Below are 17,534 nucleotides of genomic sequence, written 5' to 3' on the forward strand. Positions count from 1 at the left end.
AAAAATTGATTTATCAAAATTGATTCATCAAAAAATGGGGATTACGCCCCATTAACGCTTATATCACTTTGGACTAATCATTTTTGATTAGTTACTTTTGATTAATCACTTTGGACTAATCATGGCTTTAGGTTTGACCCACTCATCAAATTGGGCGTCAGTCAATAAACCCAGTTCAACGGCAACTTGTTTTAAGGTTTTATTTTCTTTATAAGCAGTTTTGGCAATTTTTGCTGCATTTTCATAGCCGACATGGCGATTGAGCGCGGTGACTAACATCAACGAGTTATGTAGGAAATAATCAATTTTTTCTGTCACAGGCTCGATACCTATCGCGCAATGGTCATTGAAGCTGTCACAAGTATCGGCCAGTAAGCGAATCGATTGCAGCAGGTTGTAGCCGATGACTGGCATAAACACATTGAGTTCAAAATTACCCGAAGCCCCCGCCATATTGATGGTGACATCGTTACCCATCACTTGCGCGACGACCATTGTCATGGCTTCAGACTGGGTTGGATTGACTTTACCTGGCATGATGGAGGAGCCTGGCTCATTTTCAGGGATTCTAAGCTCACCTATCCCACATCTAGGACCAGAAGCCAGCCAGCGTACATCATTGGCAATTTTATTGAGGCTCGCTGCCAAGGTTTTTAGGGCACCTGAAGCAAAAACTTCAGCGTCTCTGGCTGCTAACGCTTCAAATTTATTGGGCGCGGTGACAAAAGGCACATCAGTCAACGCAGCTAGGGTTTGCGCGACCTGCTCGGCATAGTCAGGGTGCGCATTGAGTCCTGTACCGACTGCCGTACCGCCTAAAGGCAGTTCATACAGACCTTGTAGCGCGGCATTCAGACGAATGAGCGCATGATCTAACTGACTGACATAGCCGCTAAACTCTTGTCCTAGCGTCAAAGGGGTGGCGTCTTGCAGATGGGTACGTCCGATTTTTACAATGCCAGCAAACTGCTCGGCTTTGCTTGCTAAGGTATCACGCAGTTTTTGCACCGCAGGGATAAGCAGATAGGTAATCTGACGCGCCGCCGCTACCCGAATCGCGGTGGGAAAGCTGTCATTGGTAGATTGGGCATGATTGACATCGTCATTGGGATGAATCGGCTGATAACTACCTTTGCCTTGACCGACAAGTTCATTGGCGCGGTTGGCAATCACTTCATTCATATTCATGTTTGACTGGGTGCCAGAGCCTGTCTGCCAAACCACCAAAGGAAATTGGTCACGCAGTGCCCCGTTGATGATTTCATCGGCGGCCTGCACGATAAGGTCACGTTTGTCATCGCTGATACGCCCTAATTTGGCATTGGTGATGGCGGCGGCTTTTTTGACCAGTGCCATGGCTTCAATCAGCGGCTGTGGTAAGGTTTCGCCACCGATTTTAAAGTTATTGCGGCTGCGCTCGGTTTGCGCGCCCCAGTAAGCATCTATAGGGACGTTGACGGCGCCCATGGTGTCTTTTTCGCTGCGAAATTGCTGGGTATCGGTTTGGTTGTCGGTTGTCATTATTGTTCTCTTTTTTAGTGAATTTTTTGATTCTCTCATTATCAAAGTGGCTGGTTATCGCCACTTATGCACCAAAGCACAGGGTAAAGTTTAACAGAGTTATCGGCCATAAAAGTTTGACAATATGTGTCGTTTGTTATCTTTGTTAAAGTAAGCGGTAAAATGACGGGTGATAACGAAAGATAGTTAACATTTTATTGCGATATGTTGTTGAGCAATCGTTTACTATGAACGAAATTTTGCCAGCGTCGGTAGATTTTTGGCCTTTCGATACGCTTTGGGTTGACATCTAACATTGTATAAAACTTACCTAGCGGGTAGGTAGTAAAAAAATAATTAAATTAGCCATCGTTATCATTATTATTAAGATTATTAAGTAAATTTGACGGTATGAAAAAATCACAACAACTTCCAGATTTTAGTTCGGTTGGCACGCTATGGCGACCGTTTTTGTTTTTCTTGTTGCCTTTACTGCTGACCAACATCTTGCAATCGCTGTCAGGGACGATTAATACCATTTTTGTTGGGCAGATGCTAGGGGTACAGGCGATTGCCGCCGTGTCGGTGTTTGCCCCAGTGCTGTTTTTTTTGATGGCATTTATTATCGGTATCGCTTCAGGCTCATCAATTTTGGTAGGGCAGGCTTGGGGTGCCAAAGAGTTGGATTTGGTCAAACGAATTACGGGCAATAGTTTTGCAATTATTTTGATATTAGGGGTAATGATTGCGATTGCGGGCAGCTTGCTCAGTCAATTGATTATTGTGCAGATGGGCGTCCCTACTGAGATTCAAGTCTTGGCAAACCGTTATGCCAAATTGATGTTGGCAGGAAGTCCGCTACTGTTTTTATTTATCGCTTATACTTCGTTATTGCGCGGGGTTGGTGATTCGGTGACGCCCTTGTTTGCCGTGGGTATTTCCATTGTGATTGGTATTGTGGTTACGCCTGCGCTCATTCAAGGTTGGTTTGGGTTACCCAAGCTAGATATCCAAGCCCCTGCGATTGCGACTTTATTGTCACAGTTGTTGGTATTGCTGTTTTTGTTTTTTTATACCCGTGCCAAAAATCACCCCTTACAAATTGATACTCAATTACTCAAATATATACGCATTCAACCTGATATCGCGCGTAAAGTGATTCGGTTGGGGTTACCTACCGCGTTTCAGATGGTCACGGGTGCGATATCTGGCTTGGTAATTATTGGACTAGTCAATGGCTTTGGTACCAATGCCACCGCAGCTTATGGCGCAGTCAACCAAGTGTTGAGCTATGTGCAATTTCCTGCCATTTCGATTGCGATAGCGGCATCAATTTATGCCTCGCAAGCGATTGGCGCAGGTAAAGCGAGTGCGTTAAACTGCGTCACTCGCACTGCCATGGTGACCAATCTCATTATTACGGGTGGGTTGATTGTTTTGGCGTATCTTTTTTCCCGTTATTTGATGGCGATGTTTATCACGGTGGAAGGCGTGATTGTACTGGCGCAGCAGTTATTGCACATTGTGTTATGGAGTTTGCTTTTCTTTAGCAGTGGCATGATTTTTAGTGGCATGATGCGTGCGACGGGCATGGTGTGGCAGCCCATGTTTATCAGTATCGGCACTATCTTATTGGTAGAGATTCCCAGTGCGATTTTACTCAGTCGTCATTTTGGACTGCAAGGCATTTGGTGGGCGTATGTGGCGAATTTTATAGTGATGAGCGTTTTACAAGGCTTGTATTACCAATTTGTTTGGAAGAAAAAAGCGGTCGAGCGATTGGTGTAAGCAGTATTTATTTCAATCTGGCAAAAGTAAGCCATCTAGATACCGACAGCGACTATTGTCCAAAACCGCCGCATACGCTAAGCTTAGATAATGATATAGCGAGATTTTGCTGTATCATTATCTTGCGGCTGCAGCGCTTGACATCCCAACAAACAATCATACCAACAGGCAATCATGCGTATCTGACTTACCAGCTTGACGTCATCAAATGCGAGCATCGGTATTATTCGCTTGATTTAGCCGCTTGATAAAGCCTTGAATTCATTAACGGATTGCCGCAGTCAAGCCACATCCGATGACTGACAAATCTGATAGCTACCTAATCTATTGCCTAAGAGGCGCTTTTTTTCCAACCGGGTAAATGATAATTAAACGCCAGCGCGGCAATACGCAGCCCTGTGGTAGTGACGGTACTGATGAACATAATCACCCAAGCGGCAAGCGAGCTGTAAACCGCCAAAATCGCATACACCCAGCCGCCAACCAAGGCACACATGGCATACGGACGATGATCAAAAAACGCGGTGGGCATCTCACCGCAGGCAATATCACGCATCACCCCGCCAAATACCCCAGTAATAATCCCCATAATGACTGATACCGCCATCGGCATACCGCTTGCCAGTGATGCTTGTACCCCAGAGGCGACAAACAAGCCCAAACCTAACGCATCTGCCAATTGAATCGCCGCAGGGGTGATACGAAACGGACGGCGGCTATTGACTAGCATCACCACAATACAAAGCGCAAACACTAGCCATAACATCAGCTCTTGGGACACCCAAAAAAACGGTCGCCGCTCTAGCAAAATATCACGCAGCGTGCCACCCCCATACGCCGATAAAAATCCCAGCACCGCTACCCCAAACATATCCATACGTTTGCGCACGCCTGCCAAGATACCTGACAAGGCAAAAGCAATCGTGCCGATGACTTCTACGGCGATTCTGAGTGATTCACCCCAAGGTGCCAAATCAGTTAGCTGCATAGCATAAAAACCAAACAATTATAAAAAATCACATGATAGCATACCCACAAAAATTACCGCCTAGCAAAAACCCAAGGTATTTGCATTATCTTTGGTAAGACAATTGAACTATAGCAAAGCAATTGCCTAGGACTGGTCGATATAGACGGGAACGGATTATATGTCAAGAGCGGTATATGCCAAAAACGCTACAACCAAAAGCACGATATAAATGGACAGGGGATGATACAGTGAAGAACCTGCTAGATGGTTTGAGGTGGGTTGATTTTTAACTGTATGACAGTTGCTATTGCCAATAGCTCACCGGTGAGTCTTCAAGTTCAGCCAGAATTTTTCTCAGCCCATCTGACCAGTGTTGGCGGATGCTGGCAAAGTATTCATCGTTTTCATCAATGCGATACCCTTGTGGCATCTGTAGGCTGTCATTGTGATAGACCAACACATCAATCGGCATACCGACGGATAAGTTGGAGCGGATGGTTGAATCAAAAGAAATCAAAATGGCTCGCATCGCTGATTTGAGTGATGAATTATAATTCATGGAACGGTCTAAAATAGGCTTGCCATATTTACTTTCACCTAACTGGAAAAAAGGCGTATCGGTTGTTGCTCTGATGCAATTGCCTTCAGGGTAGATAAAATAAATTTCGGGGGATTGCCCCTTGATTTGTCCCCCCAAAATAAAACTGCTTCTAAACTTGGTATCCGTTTCTTGTGCGATGGTTTGGGCATGGATAGTGGTTTCTCGCAAGCACTCACCCACCAATTGCGCAGCATCATACAGGGTAGGGACGGTATGCAAATTACGCTCTTGCGCAAGTTTGATGGCGTTATCTAGTTTGGTAAATACCGCTTGTGACGTTGCCAAGTTGCCGGCGGTTTGTAGCACCAAAAACCGCTCGCCTTCAATGCCGTATTGATACATTTTGCGAAACATCGATATTTGGTCGACGCCCGCGTTGGTGCGAGTATCACTGGCGAAAATCATCCCGTCTTTAAGTCTGATACCCACACAATAGGTCATAGTTGTTCCTTTTTAGCAAATACTGGTTTAGCAAATATTGGTGAATCAATAGTGGCAAATTATTGCTGCGCTGCAAACTGCGCGTTAAGCTGCGGTATGTACTGGGGGCTTGTAGATACCATGACTTGACTATACAGTCGCTCGTCACCGCCCCCTGTTCGCACCCCGCGCACTGGCGCCGCATCGGCATAGTCACGCCCAAAGGCGATGTAGACATGAGAATTAGGGGTAAAATGTTGGTTAGAGATATCAAAGGTGTACCAATTACCTGCAAGCCAGACCTCTGCCCAGGCATGGCTTGCCATATGCGCTTGGGTTGCCTCATAAATATAACCTGATACATAGCGCGCTGCAATGCCTTTATCCCGTAGCAGTGCCAAAAATACATGGGTATGGTCTTGGCACACCCCAGCCGCCATCGCAAACGCTTGCTCTGCTGTGGTGCCGACATGGGTCACGCTTTTGGTATAGGGCATTTTATCGAGCAAGTCTTTTGCCAATGACTTGAGGATGGCTAACTGCGCATCAATGTCCTCACTTTGCAAAAACTGCTCAAGCGCGTCATGGGCAAATTCACGCATGGCTTCGGAGCATTGGGTCAGCTTGGTGGGTACGGCAAAAATCTGATACGGCACTTGCTGATTGTCAGGGATAAATAAGGTATCAGCGTTAATTTCTACTTCCCCAAAGGCTTGAATTTGCAAGTTGTTGTGCGGTTCGTGACGGCTTAGGGTGAGCCATTGGTTGCCAAAGCCGTCCGTTTGCATTTGTGCGACTTTAGGCAGCATCACTTGCCAGTTATGGATGGTTTGGTGGGGTAGTGTCATCGGCGTCATGCGGATGTATTGCACACTGCGTAAGGCAAGTTGCTCATAAAAATAATTGGTTTGGTGGCTGATTATAAGTCTCATTGTGCTCTCACTAACTGCTTATTTTTGTCAAAATGATGGTAGTCATCTAATAGATTTGGCTTATACACCTTGCTGTAAAATATTTGAAAACGCGCCCGATAGTGACTGAAAATCTTTGGGTTGATTAGACTTTAACAGTTGATTGACCAATCTATCCAGCTCACGCCAGCGTGTGTTCTCTGGCAAGGTATTAACAACTTCTTTAAGTTTTTGCACGCACTCACGGCAATCTTTTTTCATCAATATATGACAGTCGAGCGATTCAAAACACTGTCCAAGTTGCCAAAACGTGACCACAATCGGGTTTTCTTGTTGCATCGATGCATTGCAGGCATAGAGCTGTAGGCTGGCAGCGCGGTAGGCGCCTGTATTAGCTAACCGTTTGATGAGGTTATAGAGTTCAGCCGTATCTTTGCCAATAACGCCTTTGACGTCTTGGACATTTTGCTCGATAAAGCCAATGGTTTCAGGCACCTTTTTGTTGGCAAGATAGTCATATAGGGCATCGGCATCGGCTGAAATCGGCAAGCCAAGATTGTGCACGATTGCATCGACGTCTGTTTGGCTGCACTGGTCATTTGACAGCCGTGTAATGATTTGTTCATAGTAGCGTAAGCGCTCACTGTATCGACCTAGCCATACTAAATAGCTCGCTGTTGATAACAGTAAAATTAAGCGATTATGGTTGATATTTTCATACGCCAATAAAGTCAACGATTGCGATTTTCGTTCGTGGTTGGTTTGAATGGTGCCCAAATGAGCGGGACCTTGTTTGCCGCTGAGTTTGCCATTGACGGTATCGACCACCCAAGTGTCTTTTACCCCACCGCCTTGGGATGAGTTGACCACCAATGAGCCTTCGGTCATTGCCACTCGCGTCAATCCGCCTGGCACAATATCCACTGTGCCATCGCCATGTGACAATACAAAAGGACGCAAATCAATATGGCGCGGTGCGATGCCACTGGCAACCGCGGTTGGGTTGGTGGACAAGCTAATGGTCGGCTGGGCGATAAACCCTGCTGGATTGTCTAGTAAACGTTTGCGGTAAGCGGCAATTTGCTCTTTGCTTGACGTCGGTCCTATCAGCATCCCATATCCCCCCGAGCCCTGTGTTTCTTTAATCACCAACTCTGGCATATGGTCGAGCACATATGCCAATTCATCGGCATCACTGCATTGATAAGTTTGCACATTGGGTAAAATCGGTTTTTCACCCAAATAATATTCAATCATCTTGGGTACAAATGGATACAGGCTTTTATCGTCAGCAATCCCTGTGCCTGGGGCGTTGGTTATCACCACATTGCCTGCACGATACGCACTCATTAGCCCTGACACCCCCAAGATTGAATCGGGTAAAAACGCCAACGGGTCCAAAAATGGGTCGTCAATACGGCGATAAATCACATCCACTTGTACCTTGCCGCGTACCCCTTGGATGTAGACATGGTTGTTTTCTACAATCAAATCATAGCCATGCACCAAGGGCACATTCATTTCACGCGCCAAAAACGCATGTTCATAATAGGCACTGTTAAAACGTCCTGGGGTGAGCACCACGATTTGTGGGTCGTATTTGTTGGTGGTGCTTGATAGACACGCCTTTAACCGTTTTGGATAGTCCGCCACCGGCAACACCGATTGAGATTGGTAGAGTTTACTCAGTAGGGTTTGCGACACATTGCGGCTCTCGAGCATATAAGAGACGCCAGAAGGGGTGCGCAAGTTGTCCTCGAGCACACAATATTGTCCGTGCTGGTCGCGAATCAAATCAATGCCGCTGATATGGGCATAGACGGGTTTATCCAAGTTGATACCCAGCATCCACGGCTCGTAGCCACTGTTTTTAAACACAAACTCGCTTGGCACAATGCCTTCTTTGACAATCGTCTGTTCGTGATAAATATCATGGATAAATTGATTGAGCGCGCGAATACGTTGTTGGCAGCCTTTTTCCATCACTTGCCATTCTTGGATGTCAATGATGCGCGGGATGATATCAAAGGGTATCATGCGCTCAATGTTGCTGGCATCGCTATACACAGTGAAGGTCACGCCGCGGCGATAAAAAATATCCGATGCTTGGTTATTCAAACTAATTAACGTGTCTGAATTCATCTCTTGAAGCCAAGCACCTACCTGTTGTGCCGAGTGTCTATATTGCCCATCGGCGAGTTGCAGTTCATCAAATGCTTTGGCAATTGGCATTATTGGCTCCTTATTCATGACAAAAGATGAAATAGTTTTTGCCTCACGATGGCAGTCCTTTTCTTGACAGATTATTCTATAAATAACTTATTAAATAATTCATCAAGTTTCATGCCAAAAAAAACAAAGCGAAAGGCAGTTAAATAGTTGAAAAATAGATTAAAAATCGCTCAATTTTGCACCAAAATTAATCGAATTATTGAAGTTGGTGCAGTGTAAAACAAAAAATCTATGCCATAGGCGCATAAAAATCATGAAATGAACCAAATTAATGCAAGAGAAATATTTTGGTGAAAAATTAAACGGATATTTTTCTACTAAATTGTTGTTATATGAAAAATTTTTTTATTAAAAATTATTGCAATACATAATCAGATAATGAGCATACTAATAGCAATAGTCAATACCCAACTTGTACAATTCAAACAACCTGAAATAGTCGAATGCCGGCTTCGTTGCCCAATCGACGCTAAGGCTAGTGACTTAAAATATAGAAACAGTTAACACGCTAATCGTTTTTTATTAAGTTCTCCCCCAAAAAATCAATGAATAAGCGTATTTTTAAATTTAAAAATGCCCGATTCATGTAGACCGCATAGATTGATACGCTGCTAAATGGCTGCTCAAACAATTTGACCAGTCGTCCTTGCGCAATCTCATCCTCAATCAGCCATTCGGGCAATATCGCAGCGCCCATGCCTGTCAGCGCCATTTGTGCCATCATCACGGTGTTATTACTACTATTATAAGGTTTGAGTGTGGTTGCCATGTGCGTATAGTTGGGTAAAATCCCTGGCACGTCACTGAGCGTGTCTGCAGACGTAGGCGGTTCGTGCTGCGCAAGAAAACGCGGACTTGCGACATAATAAAAATCTATTTTACCGAGCGGTTTGACAATCAAATTATCTTGTGGCGTGTTGACCACCCGCAGGGCTAGGTCATAGCCTGCAGCAATCAAATCGGTGAAGCGATTTTCCAAATCAACTGTTAGCGCAATTTTGGGGTAATCTTGCTGGAATTTGGCAAGCAGATTGACAAAATAGGGCGTGGCAAACCATACCGGTGCAATGATTCGCAGTTTTCCTTCCGGCAATAAACTGCCATCATGCGCTTTGGTTTTTGCCTGCTGCAAAATATCTAGGGCGTGTACCGCTTCTGCGTAGTATTGTTGACCGACTTCAGTGAGGCTCAAATTACGGTTGTTGCGATGTAATAGCTTGGCTTGCACATAGGCTTCAAGGTGTTGTAAGTGTTTGCTGGTCATGGCAAGCGACATATCGAGTGCATCAGCGGCTTTGGTAAAACTGCCTTTTTCTACGATGGTGCGAAACACTTGCAAGCTTTTGAGCGTATCCATGCGTATCCTTAAGTGAGTTAATGCTTCAAGTGAATTAATGCTTGAATGCGTCATCTCAATTATCAACTGATAAGAAATAATATATCAATATTTTATGTGTTTTTCTCTTAATAAGATATCAATATAATGGCGTCATCACATATATTCATGACCGTAATTTTAGACTAATAGGAAACAACAATGAACAATGTTTCTCGATACAAACCTTATGTACTTGGCGTGCTTCGTATCGTACTGGGCTACACTTTTATGCTACATGGCATGGCAAAATTATTTGGGGTGCCGCATGTGGCCATGTTTGATGGCTTGCAATTGTTTTCGCTGATGGGCTTAGCAGGCGTGTTAGAATTGGTCGGTGGCGTGTTACTGATTTTGGGCTGGTTCACGCGTCCTGTCGCTTTTATTCTGTCAGGTCAAATGGCAGTGGCATACTTTATGATGCACGCGGGCATCGATAATTTTTGGTTGCCACTGCTGAACCAAGGGGAAGCCGCTGTGCTGTATAGTTTTGCTTTCTTATATTTATCTGTCGCAGGCGCGGGTGCTTTCTCGATTGATAATCGTGGACAAACTGTCAGTGCCTAGCCTAGTTAATAAAATTTTAGGTGATAAAAGTTTTAGGTGATAACAATAGGAGGTCGCCATGAAGGGTTTAACATTAACTGATGTATTCGGCGCAAGCATTGATACCCCAACGCTGCCGAGTTTATTTATCTCGCATGGGGCACCGACGATTGCGATTGAAGATACGCCATTTACTCAGGCACTGCATCAGCTCGGTGCAGCTTTACCAAAGCCAAAGCTTATCCTTATCATGTCGGCGCACTGGGAAAGTGGCGAGTGGCTGATCAACGCCAATCCAGCCCCTAGCACTTTACATGATTTTGGGGGCTTTCCTAAAGCGTTATTTCAAATCCAGTACCCCGCAGCCGGCCATACCGCGGCTGCGCAAAGTATCGCTAAGCAGCTAGCGCAAATGCAAGTGGCGGTTAAAGTGGTCGACAATCAACCATTTGATCATGGTGTCTGGACACCGCTGCTACACATGTACCCAAATGCCGATGTGCCAATCGTGCAGGTGTCATTGCCACACGGGTTTAGCCCCAGTCAGTTGTATCAGCTTGGGCAGTTGTTTGCGCCGCTACGGCAACAAGGCGTGTTGATTGTGGCATCGGGCAGTATTACCCATAACTTATACAATGTGCGTTTTAACAGCCAACAGATTGAGCCGCAAGCCAAAACCTTTAAATACTGGATAATAGATCAGCTAAAAGCCAATGACGAAACGATGTTTGATTGGCAGACGCATAGCTTGGCGCGCCACAATCACCCAACGCCCGAGCATTTACTGCCTGTATTTTTTGCGCGGGGCGCAGGGGATGTGATGTCGGTAGTGCATGAAAGCTTTGCTCACTACAATCTGGGTATGGATATTTATCGGTTTGATTAGTGGATAAAAAAGGCGAATTAACCGCAGTGAATTTGCCTTATTATCAATCTATCGCAAAATAAATCTGGCGCAAAATGAATCTAGCGCAAAAATGTATCAAACAAGCTTTATAAGGCTTCATAAGAATGTCATTTGTATGGCTTATAATTTTAGCACTTTTACCCAATATTGTAGCGGCTAAACAAACCTCAAAAAAAGCCATTATTCTAGGATAATGGCTTTTTTATGGCGATAAAAAAGTTTTGATAACTACGCCTTAGGGATTAAGTTGAAAATTGTTTACTTGTATGTAAAGGATTGTAGCTCGCCGTCAGCAACCCTGCTATCAATCCTCAATATCTGCTAAAATAACACAGATAATTTTAAACTACTGATAATCAATTATGGGTTTATTTCGTTTTTTTGAAAATCGTCTGGAAGTCTATCCAGAAGACAATTACAACCTACCAACGGATAATTTTTTGAAGTTTCTGTGGGCGTGTACCAAGGGTTTGCGGGGTTGGATTTTTGCCTTCATGTTCTTGACAGGCTTGATAGGCGTGTATGAGTCGCTACTTTATAAGTGGATTGGCGATATCGTCAACTGGCTGGGTGCTTATACGCCCGCTAATCTGTGGGCAGAAAAAGGCGATAGTTTGCTAATGATGGCGGCCGTGTTGGTGGTCAGCCCGATTTTGGTTGGGTTAAGTTCGCTGATTCATTTTCAGACCTTGCAAGGCGTGTTTCCGATGCAGATGCGCTGGCGTTTTCACCGTCAAATGCTCGGTCAATCCATGCAGTTTTATCAAGACGAGTTTTCCGGGCGGGTATCTGCCAAGGTGATGCAAACCGCGCTTGCGGTGCGCGATACCATTATGACCATTGCCGATATGCTGGTGTATGTATTGGTGTATTTTGTCAGTAGTGGCATTATTTTATTTCACCTTGATGGTTGGTTACTCATCCCATTTCTGTTATGGATGGTGATGTTCTTTGCCACTGTGGCGTATTTTATCCCCAAGCTTAAAAACTCTGCCAGTCGCCAAGCCGATGCGCGTGCCTTGATGACCGGGCGGATTACGGATGCGTATGCCAATATCACGACGGTAAAATTATTTAGCCACTCTCGCCGTGAGCTAACTTATGCCAAAGATGCGATGAGCCAGTTTTTGGATACGGTGCATGACCAAATGCGCTGGGTGTCCCGCCTTGAACTGGTCAATCATTTGATTAATGTGGTGTTGGTCGGTACTACGGTAGCCCTCGGTTTGTACCTGTGGTATTACAACGGCTTGAGCGTGGGAGCGATTGCGGCAGCGACTGCGATGGCGATGCGTCTTAACGGCTTGACCCACTGGATAATGTGGCAAACGGCGGCATTGTTTGAGAATATCGGTACCGTGCAGGACGGCATGAAAACCTTGTCAAAACCGCATACCGTGGTAGATAAGCCGAATGCTAGGGATTTACTCATCACCCAAGGCGAAATCAACTTTAGCCATGTCGATTTTAATTATGGTCGCAGTGGCAATAAAACCAATGACACCGATGCCAAGCAAAAACTACTCGATGATTTTAACCTTGAAATTAAGGCAGGTGAAAAAATCGGTCTAGTGGGACGCTCTGGGGCAGGTAAATCAACCTTGGTGAATTTGCTACTGCGTTTTTATGATGTCGATGGCGGCGCGATTTTGATTGATAATCAAAACATCAGCGATGTCACCCAGGAAAGCTTACGCCAACAAATCGGCATGGTCACCCAAGACACCTCACTACTGCACCGCACCGTGCGAGAAAATATTGCCTATGGTCGCCCAGATGCCACCGATGAGCAAATTATCAGCGCCGCCAAACAAGCGCATGCGTGGGAGTTTATCCAACATTTAAGCGATGCCAAAGGCAATGTCGGCTTGGATACCCAAGTCGGTGAACGAGGGGTCAAACTCTCGGGTGGACAACGCCAGCGCATCGCCATCGCCCGTGTGATGCTCAAAAATGCCCCGATTTTGCTGCTCGATGAAGCAACCTCAGCACTCGATAGCGAAGTGGAGTACGCCATCACTGACAGTCTTAACGATATGATGGCAGGCAAGACCGTGATTGCGATTGCTCACCGATTATCGACAATTGCGTCGATGGATAGATTGGTGGTGATGGATAGAGGGCAAATTGTCGAGCAAGGTAGCCATGCCCAGCTTTTAGCTCAAAATGGTGTATATGCCAAATTATGGGCAAGACAAAGTGGCGGGTTCTTGGGGGAAGATGATTAAATAAAGGTACGGCTAACTTACGCTAGATTTGATACCGCCCAACGGCAAGGGTGAATGGCAAGTCACAAAAGGGGTAGTTATAACTTTTCACTGGGTCTTATAATCAAGTGACTAAGTGATTAATTAGGACAATTGGCATGGAAGAACAACGCATCAATCTAAACGGCAAAAATGCCAAATACTATAACATCAAAAACCCCACCGCCAGCCAGACTGCCCATTTTTACGGCGGCAACGGCTTTGCCCTAGGCGTGTACGAGCCACTCTTGAGCGACTTAGCGCAACATCTTAATATCACCGCGCTAACCATGCGGGGGGAATGGTACGATAAACCGACCGCGGACAAAATGACTCGTGAAGAAGATGCGGATGTCTTAATCGAATTTTTGCAAAAAACACAGGACAAACCAATCATCGGTATTGGGCATTCACAAGGGGCAACTGCCACCACTATCGCAGCCGCCAAACGCCCAGATTTGTTTAGCGCGCTTTATTTGCTTGAGCCTGTCACCTTTACCAATCAGCAAGGTAAGCTTTATAGCCTGGTGCCACGTATGGTGAAAATGACCCGAGAACCCTTTAAAAGTACCCAAGTCAAACAAGCTGACTGGCACAGTGTGGATGCGTATTATCAATTTCTTCGCCGTCATAAAGCGTACAAACGTATCACCGATGAACACCTTTTAACCTATGCCACAAATAGTTTAGAGGCAGGTGAGCAGGCTGAACTCACGCTACGTTTTTCACCCAAGCAAGAACTCGCCAATTATTTTGGTACACCGCTGATTATGAAGCCATTACAACAGCTTATTGCCGACAACAAAGTGCCTGTGCAGTTAATCATCGGTAAGCCGTCAATGTTTATCAGTCAACAAGTGCGCCAAATGTGGGATACATTCGTGCCCAAGGAGCAAATGACGGTGCTCAATGACTATGGACATTTACTGCCACTTGAAGCCCCAGAATTATGCGCCAAGCTCATTTTTCAAAAGTTTAAGTTGACAAGCTAACATGACATTATTTGCCGCCAATCCCAACGAGAATTTGTTGCCATACGATGGCATTGTCAATGATTTTGGGCAGGTTTTTGACAACCCCGCTGATGAGCCCAATGCGCTTTATCAGCATTTTTTAACGCAGTTACCTTGGCAGCATGACGTTGTCACAATTTTTGGCAAAACCCATATCACCCACCGCCAAATCGTATGGATGAGTGAAAACGACTATCACTATTCTGGACAACGTAAGACGGCAACGCCTTGGACCGCGGATGTTTTGGCATTAAAACAGCACATAGAATTGCTAATGGTCGAGCAACATATGAGCGCAAATTTTAACGCCTGTTTGTTTAATTATTACCCCACAGGCGATGATGGTATGGGCTACCATGCTGATAATGAAAGCGAACTGGGCAATGAGCCCATTATCGCGTCTGTCTCATTAGGGGCAACCCGTAAATTTGTATTCAAGCACCGCATCACCAAGGAAAAAGTCGAGATTCCCTTGCAAAATGGACAGCTAATTGTCATGCGCGGGCAAACCCAACGTCATTGGCTGCACAGCCTGCCTAAGACCAAAAAAGTAACGGAAGGTAGAATTAATCTGACCTTCCGTCATATAGCGAATTAAATATCATTTAGCTATCGAGAAGCGCCTGCTAGCTATCGAGAAGCGCCTGCGCCGCAGCAATATCTAGAGTACCTTCATAAATAGCACGGCCTGTAATGATACCTTCAAGATAATCACTGTAGGGTTTTAGATTTTCGATGTCTTGTAAGTCCGTCACCCCACCTGAGGCAATCACCGGAATACCGCCTTCTTTTGCCAAGTTGACCGTTTGCTCGACATTGACGCCTTGCATCATGCCATCACGCGCAATATCGGTATAGACGATAGAAGATACGCCTGCATCGGCAAAGCGTTTTGCCAAATCCACCGCTTTGACATCGGTGACATTTGCCCAGCCATGTGTCGCTACCATGCCGTCTTTAGCATCAATACCCACAATGATATGACCGGCGAATTCTTGACACGCCTGTTCAACAAATTCAGGTTGTTCGACTGCTTTGGTACCGATAATAATATAGCTCAAACCCGCTTCTAGATAATGACGGATGGTGTCAAGGCTACGGATACCGCCACCGAGTTGAATGGGTAAATTTGGGTAGGCTTTGGCAATCGCGGTGACGACGTCTTTATGCACCGGCACGCCATCGAAAGCACCGTTTAAATCCACCAAATGCAGGCGTCGAGCGCCTTCTTTTACCCAGCGGCTTGCCATTGCAACAGGGTCGTCACTAAATACGGTATCGTCTTCCATACGCCCTTGTTTTAGGCGGACACATTTGCCGTCTTTGAGGTCAATGGCAGGGATAATTAAAGTTGGCGTAATTGATAACGTCGTCATGGGGCTGTCCTGTTGTCAGTTGGCGCAAATTGAGCAAGGTTGGTCAAAATGCGTGTCGCTAGAATTTGGCGATAATTTTACCGTATAATGCCAACTAAGGTTAAGATATTTTGCATGTGGGTATTAGCATCACAGGGGGAGGGGTAATGTTATACGTGGTGATAGCAGGGATTTTTATATTAGGGTATATGGCGATTGCCTTTGAGCATAACATCCATGTCAACAAAGCTGCCAGCGCGCTACTGACTGCGATTGCGTTATGGGTACTGCTGACCTTTGGTATCGATACGCTTGTTGCCAACCATTCGGTGACCGCCAGTCTTGCCAATCATCAAGATTCTTTGCATTTTGTCGGCGAGCAGTTACGTGAGCATTTGGCAGAAATCGCCGAGATTTTGTTCTTCTTGATGGGCGCGATGGCGATTGTTGAGCTGATTGATGCGCATGATGGCTTTCGAGTGATTACCGATAAAATCCATACCAAAAATGCCAGTAAACTACTCGCCATTATTACGATTATCACCTTTTTTCTCTCATCGTTACTCGATAACTTAACCACCACCATTGTGATGGTATCACTGGTATCAAAAATCATCGATGACCAAAAAATGCGATGGTATTTTGCAGGTCTTATTGTGATTGCGGCCAATGCAGGCGGCGCTTGGTCACCTGTGGGTGATGTCACCACCACCATGCTATGGATTGGTGGGCAGATTACCGCAACGGGCATTATGGCAAATGTGTTTATCCCAAGTATCGTATGTACGTTAATCCCCATGGGTTTGGTGATGATGCAGCTAAAGGGTCAAACCGTGACCGCGCCTGTACTGCCAAGCGGACAAGAATCTGACAGTGAATTGGCTAGCATGCCTATAGAGCAGCGTATCGAAAGCCTACGTGCTACCATCAAATCAAATGCCCAAGACAGTATCAGTCAAAAAACGCGCATGACAGTGTTACTGCTAGGCTTGGGTGCATTGGCATTTGTGCCAATTTTTAAAACCCTTACCCATTTGCCCCCTTATGTGGGCGTGTTGTTTGGCTTGGCAGTACTGTGGATGGTCACTGAAATCATGCACCGTCACCAAGATCATTATATCCGTGAGCGTATCGGGGTTGAAGGCGTATTAAGCCGGATTGATATTCCCAGTATTTTATTTTTCCTCGGTATTTTATTGGCGGTGGCAGCACTTGCGACTGCGGGCATACTCGGTGATGTAGCAAAATGGCTGGATGCTACTTTTGGCAATGTGTATGTCATCAATGTCATGATTGGCTTGTTATCCTCAATCGTGGACAACGTGCCTTTGGTGGCAGGGGCAATGAATATGTATCCGCTGACCACCGATGCCAGTATCGCGCAAGCGGCGGCAGCGGAAGCGGCGCGCCTTGAGCTGTTTCGTCAAGATGGCATGTTTTGGGAGTTTTTGGCTTATTGTGCCGGGACAGGCGGTAGCTGTTTGATTATCGGCTCGGCGGCAGGCGTGGCAGCGATGGGTATGGAGAAAATCCCCTTTATGTGGTACATGAAAAAAATCACTTGGCTTGCACTGATTGGCTATCTGGTCGGGGCAGGGGTGTATGTGCTGATTGAAACCATGATTCGATAATACGATAATTGGCTGCTATTGACATAATAGGCTATTCAA

Annotated in this window: 14 protein-coding genes; 7 read left to right on the top strand and 7 right to left on the bottom strand. The window is 45.5% G+C overall.

Annotated features, from left to right (window positions below; translation table 11 throughout):
- Positions 1-105: 105 nt before the first annotated feature.
- Entirely contained in the window at positions 106-1,521 is a 1,416-nt protein-coding gene (fumC, locus tag RT034_RS04845; RefSeq protein WP_313014318.1) for a class II fumarate hydratase, read from the bottom strand.
- A 390-nt stretch (positions 1,522-1,911) separates the two neighbouring features.
- Between fumC and RT034_RS04850 the strand changes: the two genes are divergently transcribed.
- Positions 1,912-3,288, top strand: a complete 1,377-nt coding sequence (locus RT034_RS04850; RefSeq protein ID WP_313014321.1) for an MATE family efflux transporter — start codon at positions 1,912-1,914, stop codon at positions 3,286-3,288.
- A gap of 331 nt (positions 3,289-3,619) precedes the next feature.
- On the opposite strand, the gene RT034_RS04855 is transcribed toward RT034_RS04850, so the two are convergent.
- From RT034_RS04855 to RT034_RS04875, 5 genes are all read right to left on the bottom strand, one after another.
- The gene (locus RT034_RS04855; protein ID WP_062333426.1) at positions 3,620-4,276 is read right to left on the bottom strand and encodes a trimeric intracellular cation channel family protein; all 657 of its coding nucleotides are present in this window, start codon (positions 4,274-4,276) and stop codon (positions 3,620-3,622) included.
- 286 nt (positions 4,277-4,562) lie between these two features.
- Positions 4,563-5,300 (bottom strand): proteasome-type protease, encoded by a 738-nt coding sequence (locus tag RT034_RS04860; protein WP_313014327.1) that lies wholly within the window; start codon positions 5,298-5,300, stop codon positions 4,563-4,565.
- Between the two features lie 59 nt (positions 5,301-5,359).
- Positions 5,360-6,211 carry a transglutaminase family protein gene (locus tag RT034_RS04865; protein WP_159768062.1) on the bottom strand — a complete coding sequence of 284 codons (852 nt, stop codon included), beginning with the start codon at positions 6,209-6,211 and terminating at the stop codon, positions 5,360-5,362.
- Between the two features lie 60 nt (positions 6,212-6,271).
- Complete coding sequence (locus tag RT034_RS04870; protein ID WP_313014333.1) at positions 6,272-8,422, bottom strand: circularly permuted type 2 ATP-grasp protein; 2,151 nt, start codon at positions 8,420-8,422, stop codon at positions 6,272-6,274.
- A 508-nt stretch (positions 8,423-8,930) separates the two neighbouring features.
- Positions 8,931-9,779 (bottom strand): LysR family transcriptional regulator, encoded by an 849-nt coding sequence (locus tag RT034_RS04875; protein ID WP_313014336.1) that lies wholly within the window; start codon positions 9,777-9,779, stop codon positions 8,931-8,933.
- A gap of 180 nt (positions 9,780-9,959) precedes the next feature.
- Here RT034_RS04875 and RT034_RS04880 point away from each other — a divergent pair, with 180 nt between their 5' ends.
- The 5 genes from RT034_RS04880 (at position 9,960) to RT034_RS04900 (ending at position 15,107) form a co-directional block, all read left to right on the top strand.
- Positions 9,960-10,364 (top strand): DoxX family protein, encoded by a 405-nt coding sequence (locus RT034_RS04880; protein WP_313014339.1) that lies wholly within the window; start codon positions 9,960-9,962, stop codon positions 10,362-10,364.
- A gap of 58 nt (positions 10,365-10,422) precedes the next feature.
- Positions 10,423-11,229 (top strand): DODA-type extradiol aromatic ring-opening family dioxygenase, encoded by an 807-nt coding sequence (locus RT034_RS04885; protein WP_313014342.1) that lies wholly within the window; start codon positions 10,423-10,425, stop codon positions 11,227-11,229.
- 383 nt (positions 11,230-11,612) lie between these two features.
- Positions 11,613-13,478: an ABC transporter ATP-binding protein gene (locus RT034_RS04890; protein ID WP_076774733.1), complete on the top strand. Its 1,866-nt coding sequence runs from the start codon at positions 11,613-11,615 to the stop codon at positions 13,476-13,478.
- A gap of 137 nt (positions 13,479-13,615) precedes the next feature.
- Entirely contained in the window at positions 13,616-14,488 is an 873-nt protein-coding gene (locus RT034_RS04895) for an alpha/beta fold hydrolase (RefSeq protein WP_313014347.1), read from the top strand.
- Position 14,489: 1 nt separating this feature from the next.
- On the top strand, positions 14,490-15,107 hold the full coding sequence (locus tag RT034_RS04900) for an alpha-ketoglutarate-dependent dioxygenase AlkB family protein (protein WP_313014349.1): 618 nt from the start codon (positions 14,490-14,492) through the stop codon (positions 15,105-15,107).
- A gap of 28 nt (positions 15,108-15,135) precedes the next feature.
- On the opposite strand, the gene hisA is transcribed toward RT034_RS04900, so the two are convergent.
- Positions 15,136-15,885 (bottom strand): 1-(5-phosphoribosyl)-5-[(5-phosphoribosylamino)methylideneamino]imidazole-4-carboxamide isomerase, encoded by a 750-nt coding sequence (hisA, locus tag RT034_RS04905; RefSeq protein ID WP_313014354.1) that lies wholly within the window; start codon positions 15,883-15,885, stop codon positions 15,136-15,138.
- 146 nt (positions 15,886-16,031) lie between these two features.
- Between hisA and nhaD the strand changes: the two genes are divergently transcribed.
- On the top strand, positions 16,032-17,495 hold the full coding sequence (gene nhaD / locus RT034_RS04910) for a sodium:proton antiporter NhaD (protein ID WP_312534184.1): 1,464 nt from the start codon (positions 16,032-16,034) through the stop codon (positions 17,493-17,495).
- Positions 17,496-17,534 lie beyond the last annotated feature (39 nt).

Source organism: Moraxella sp. CTOTU48841 (genome assembly GCF_032061225.1).
Classification (GTDB): domain Bacteria; phylum Pseudomonadota; class Gammaproteobacteria; order Pseudomonadales; family Moraxellaceae; genus Faucicola; species Faucicola cinerea.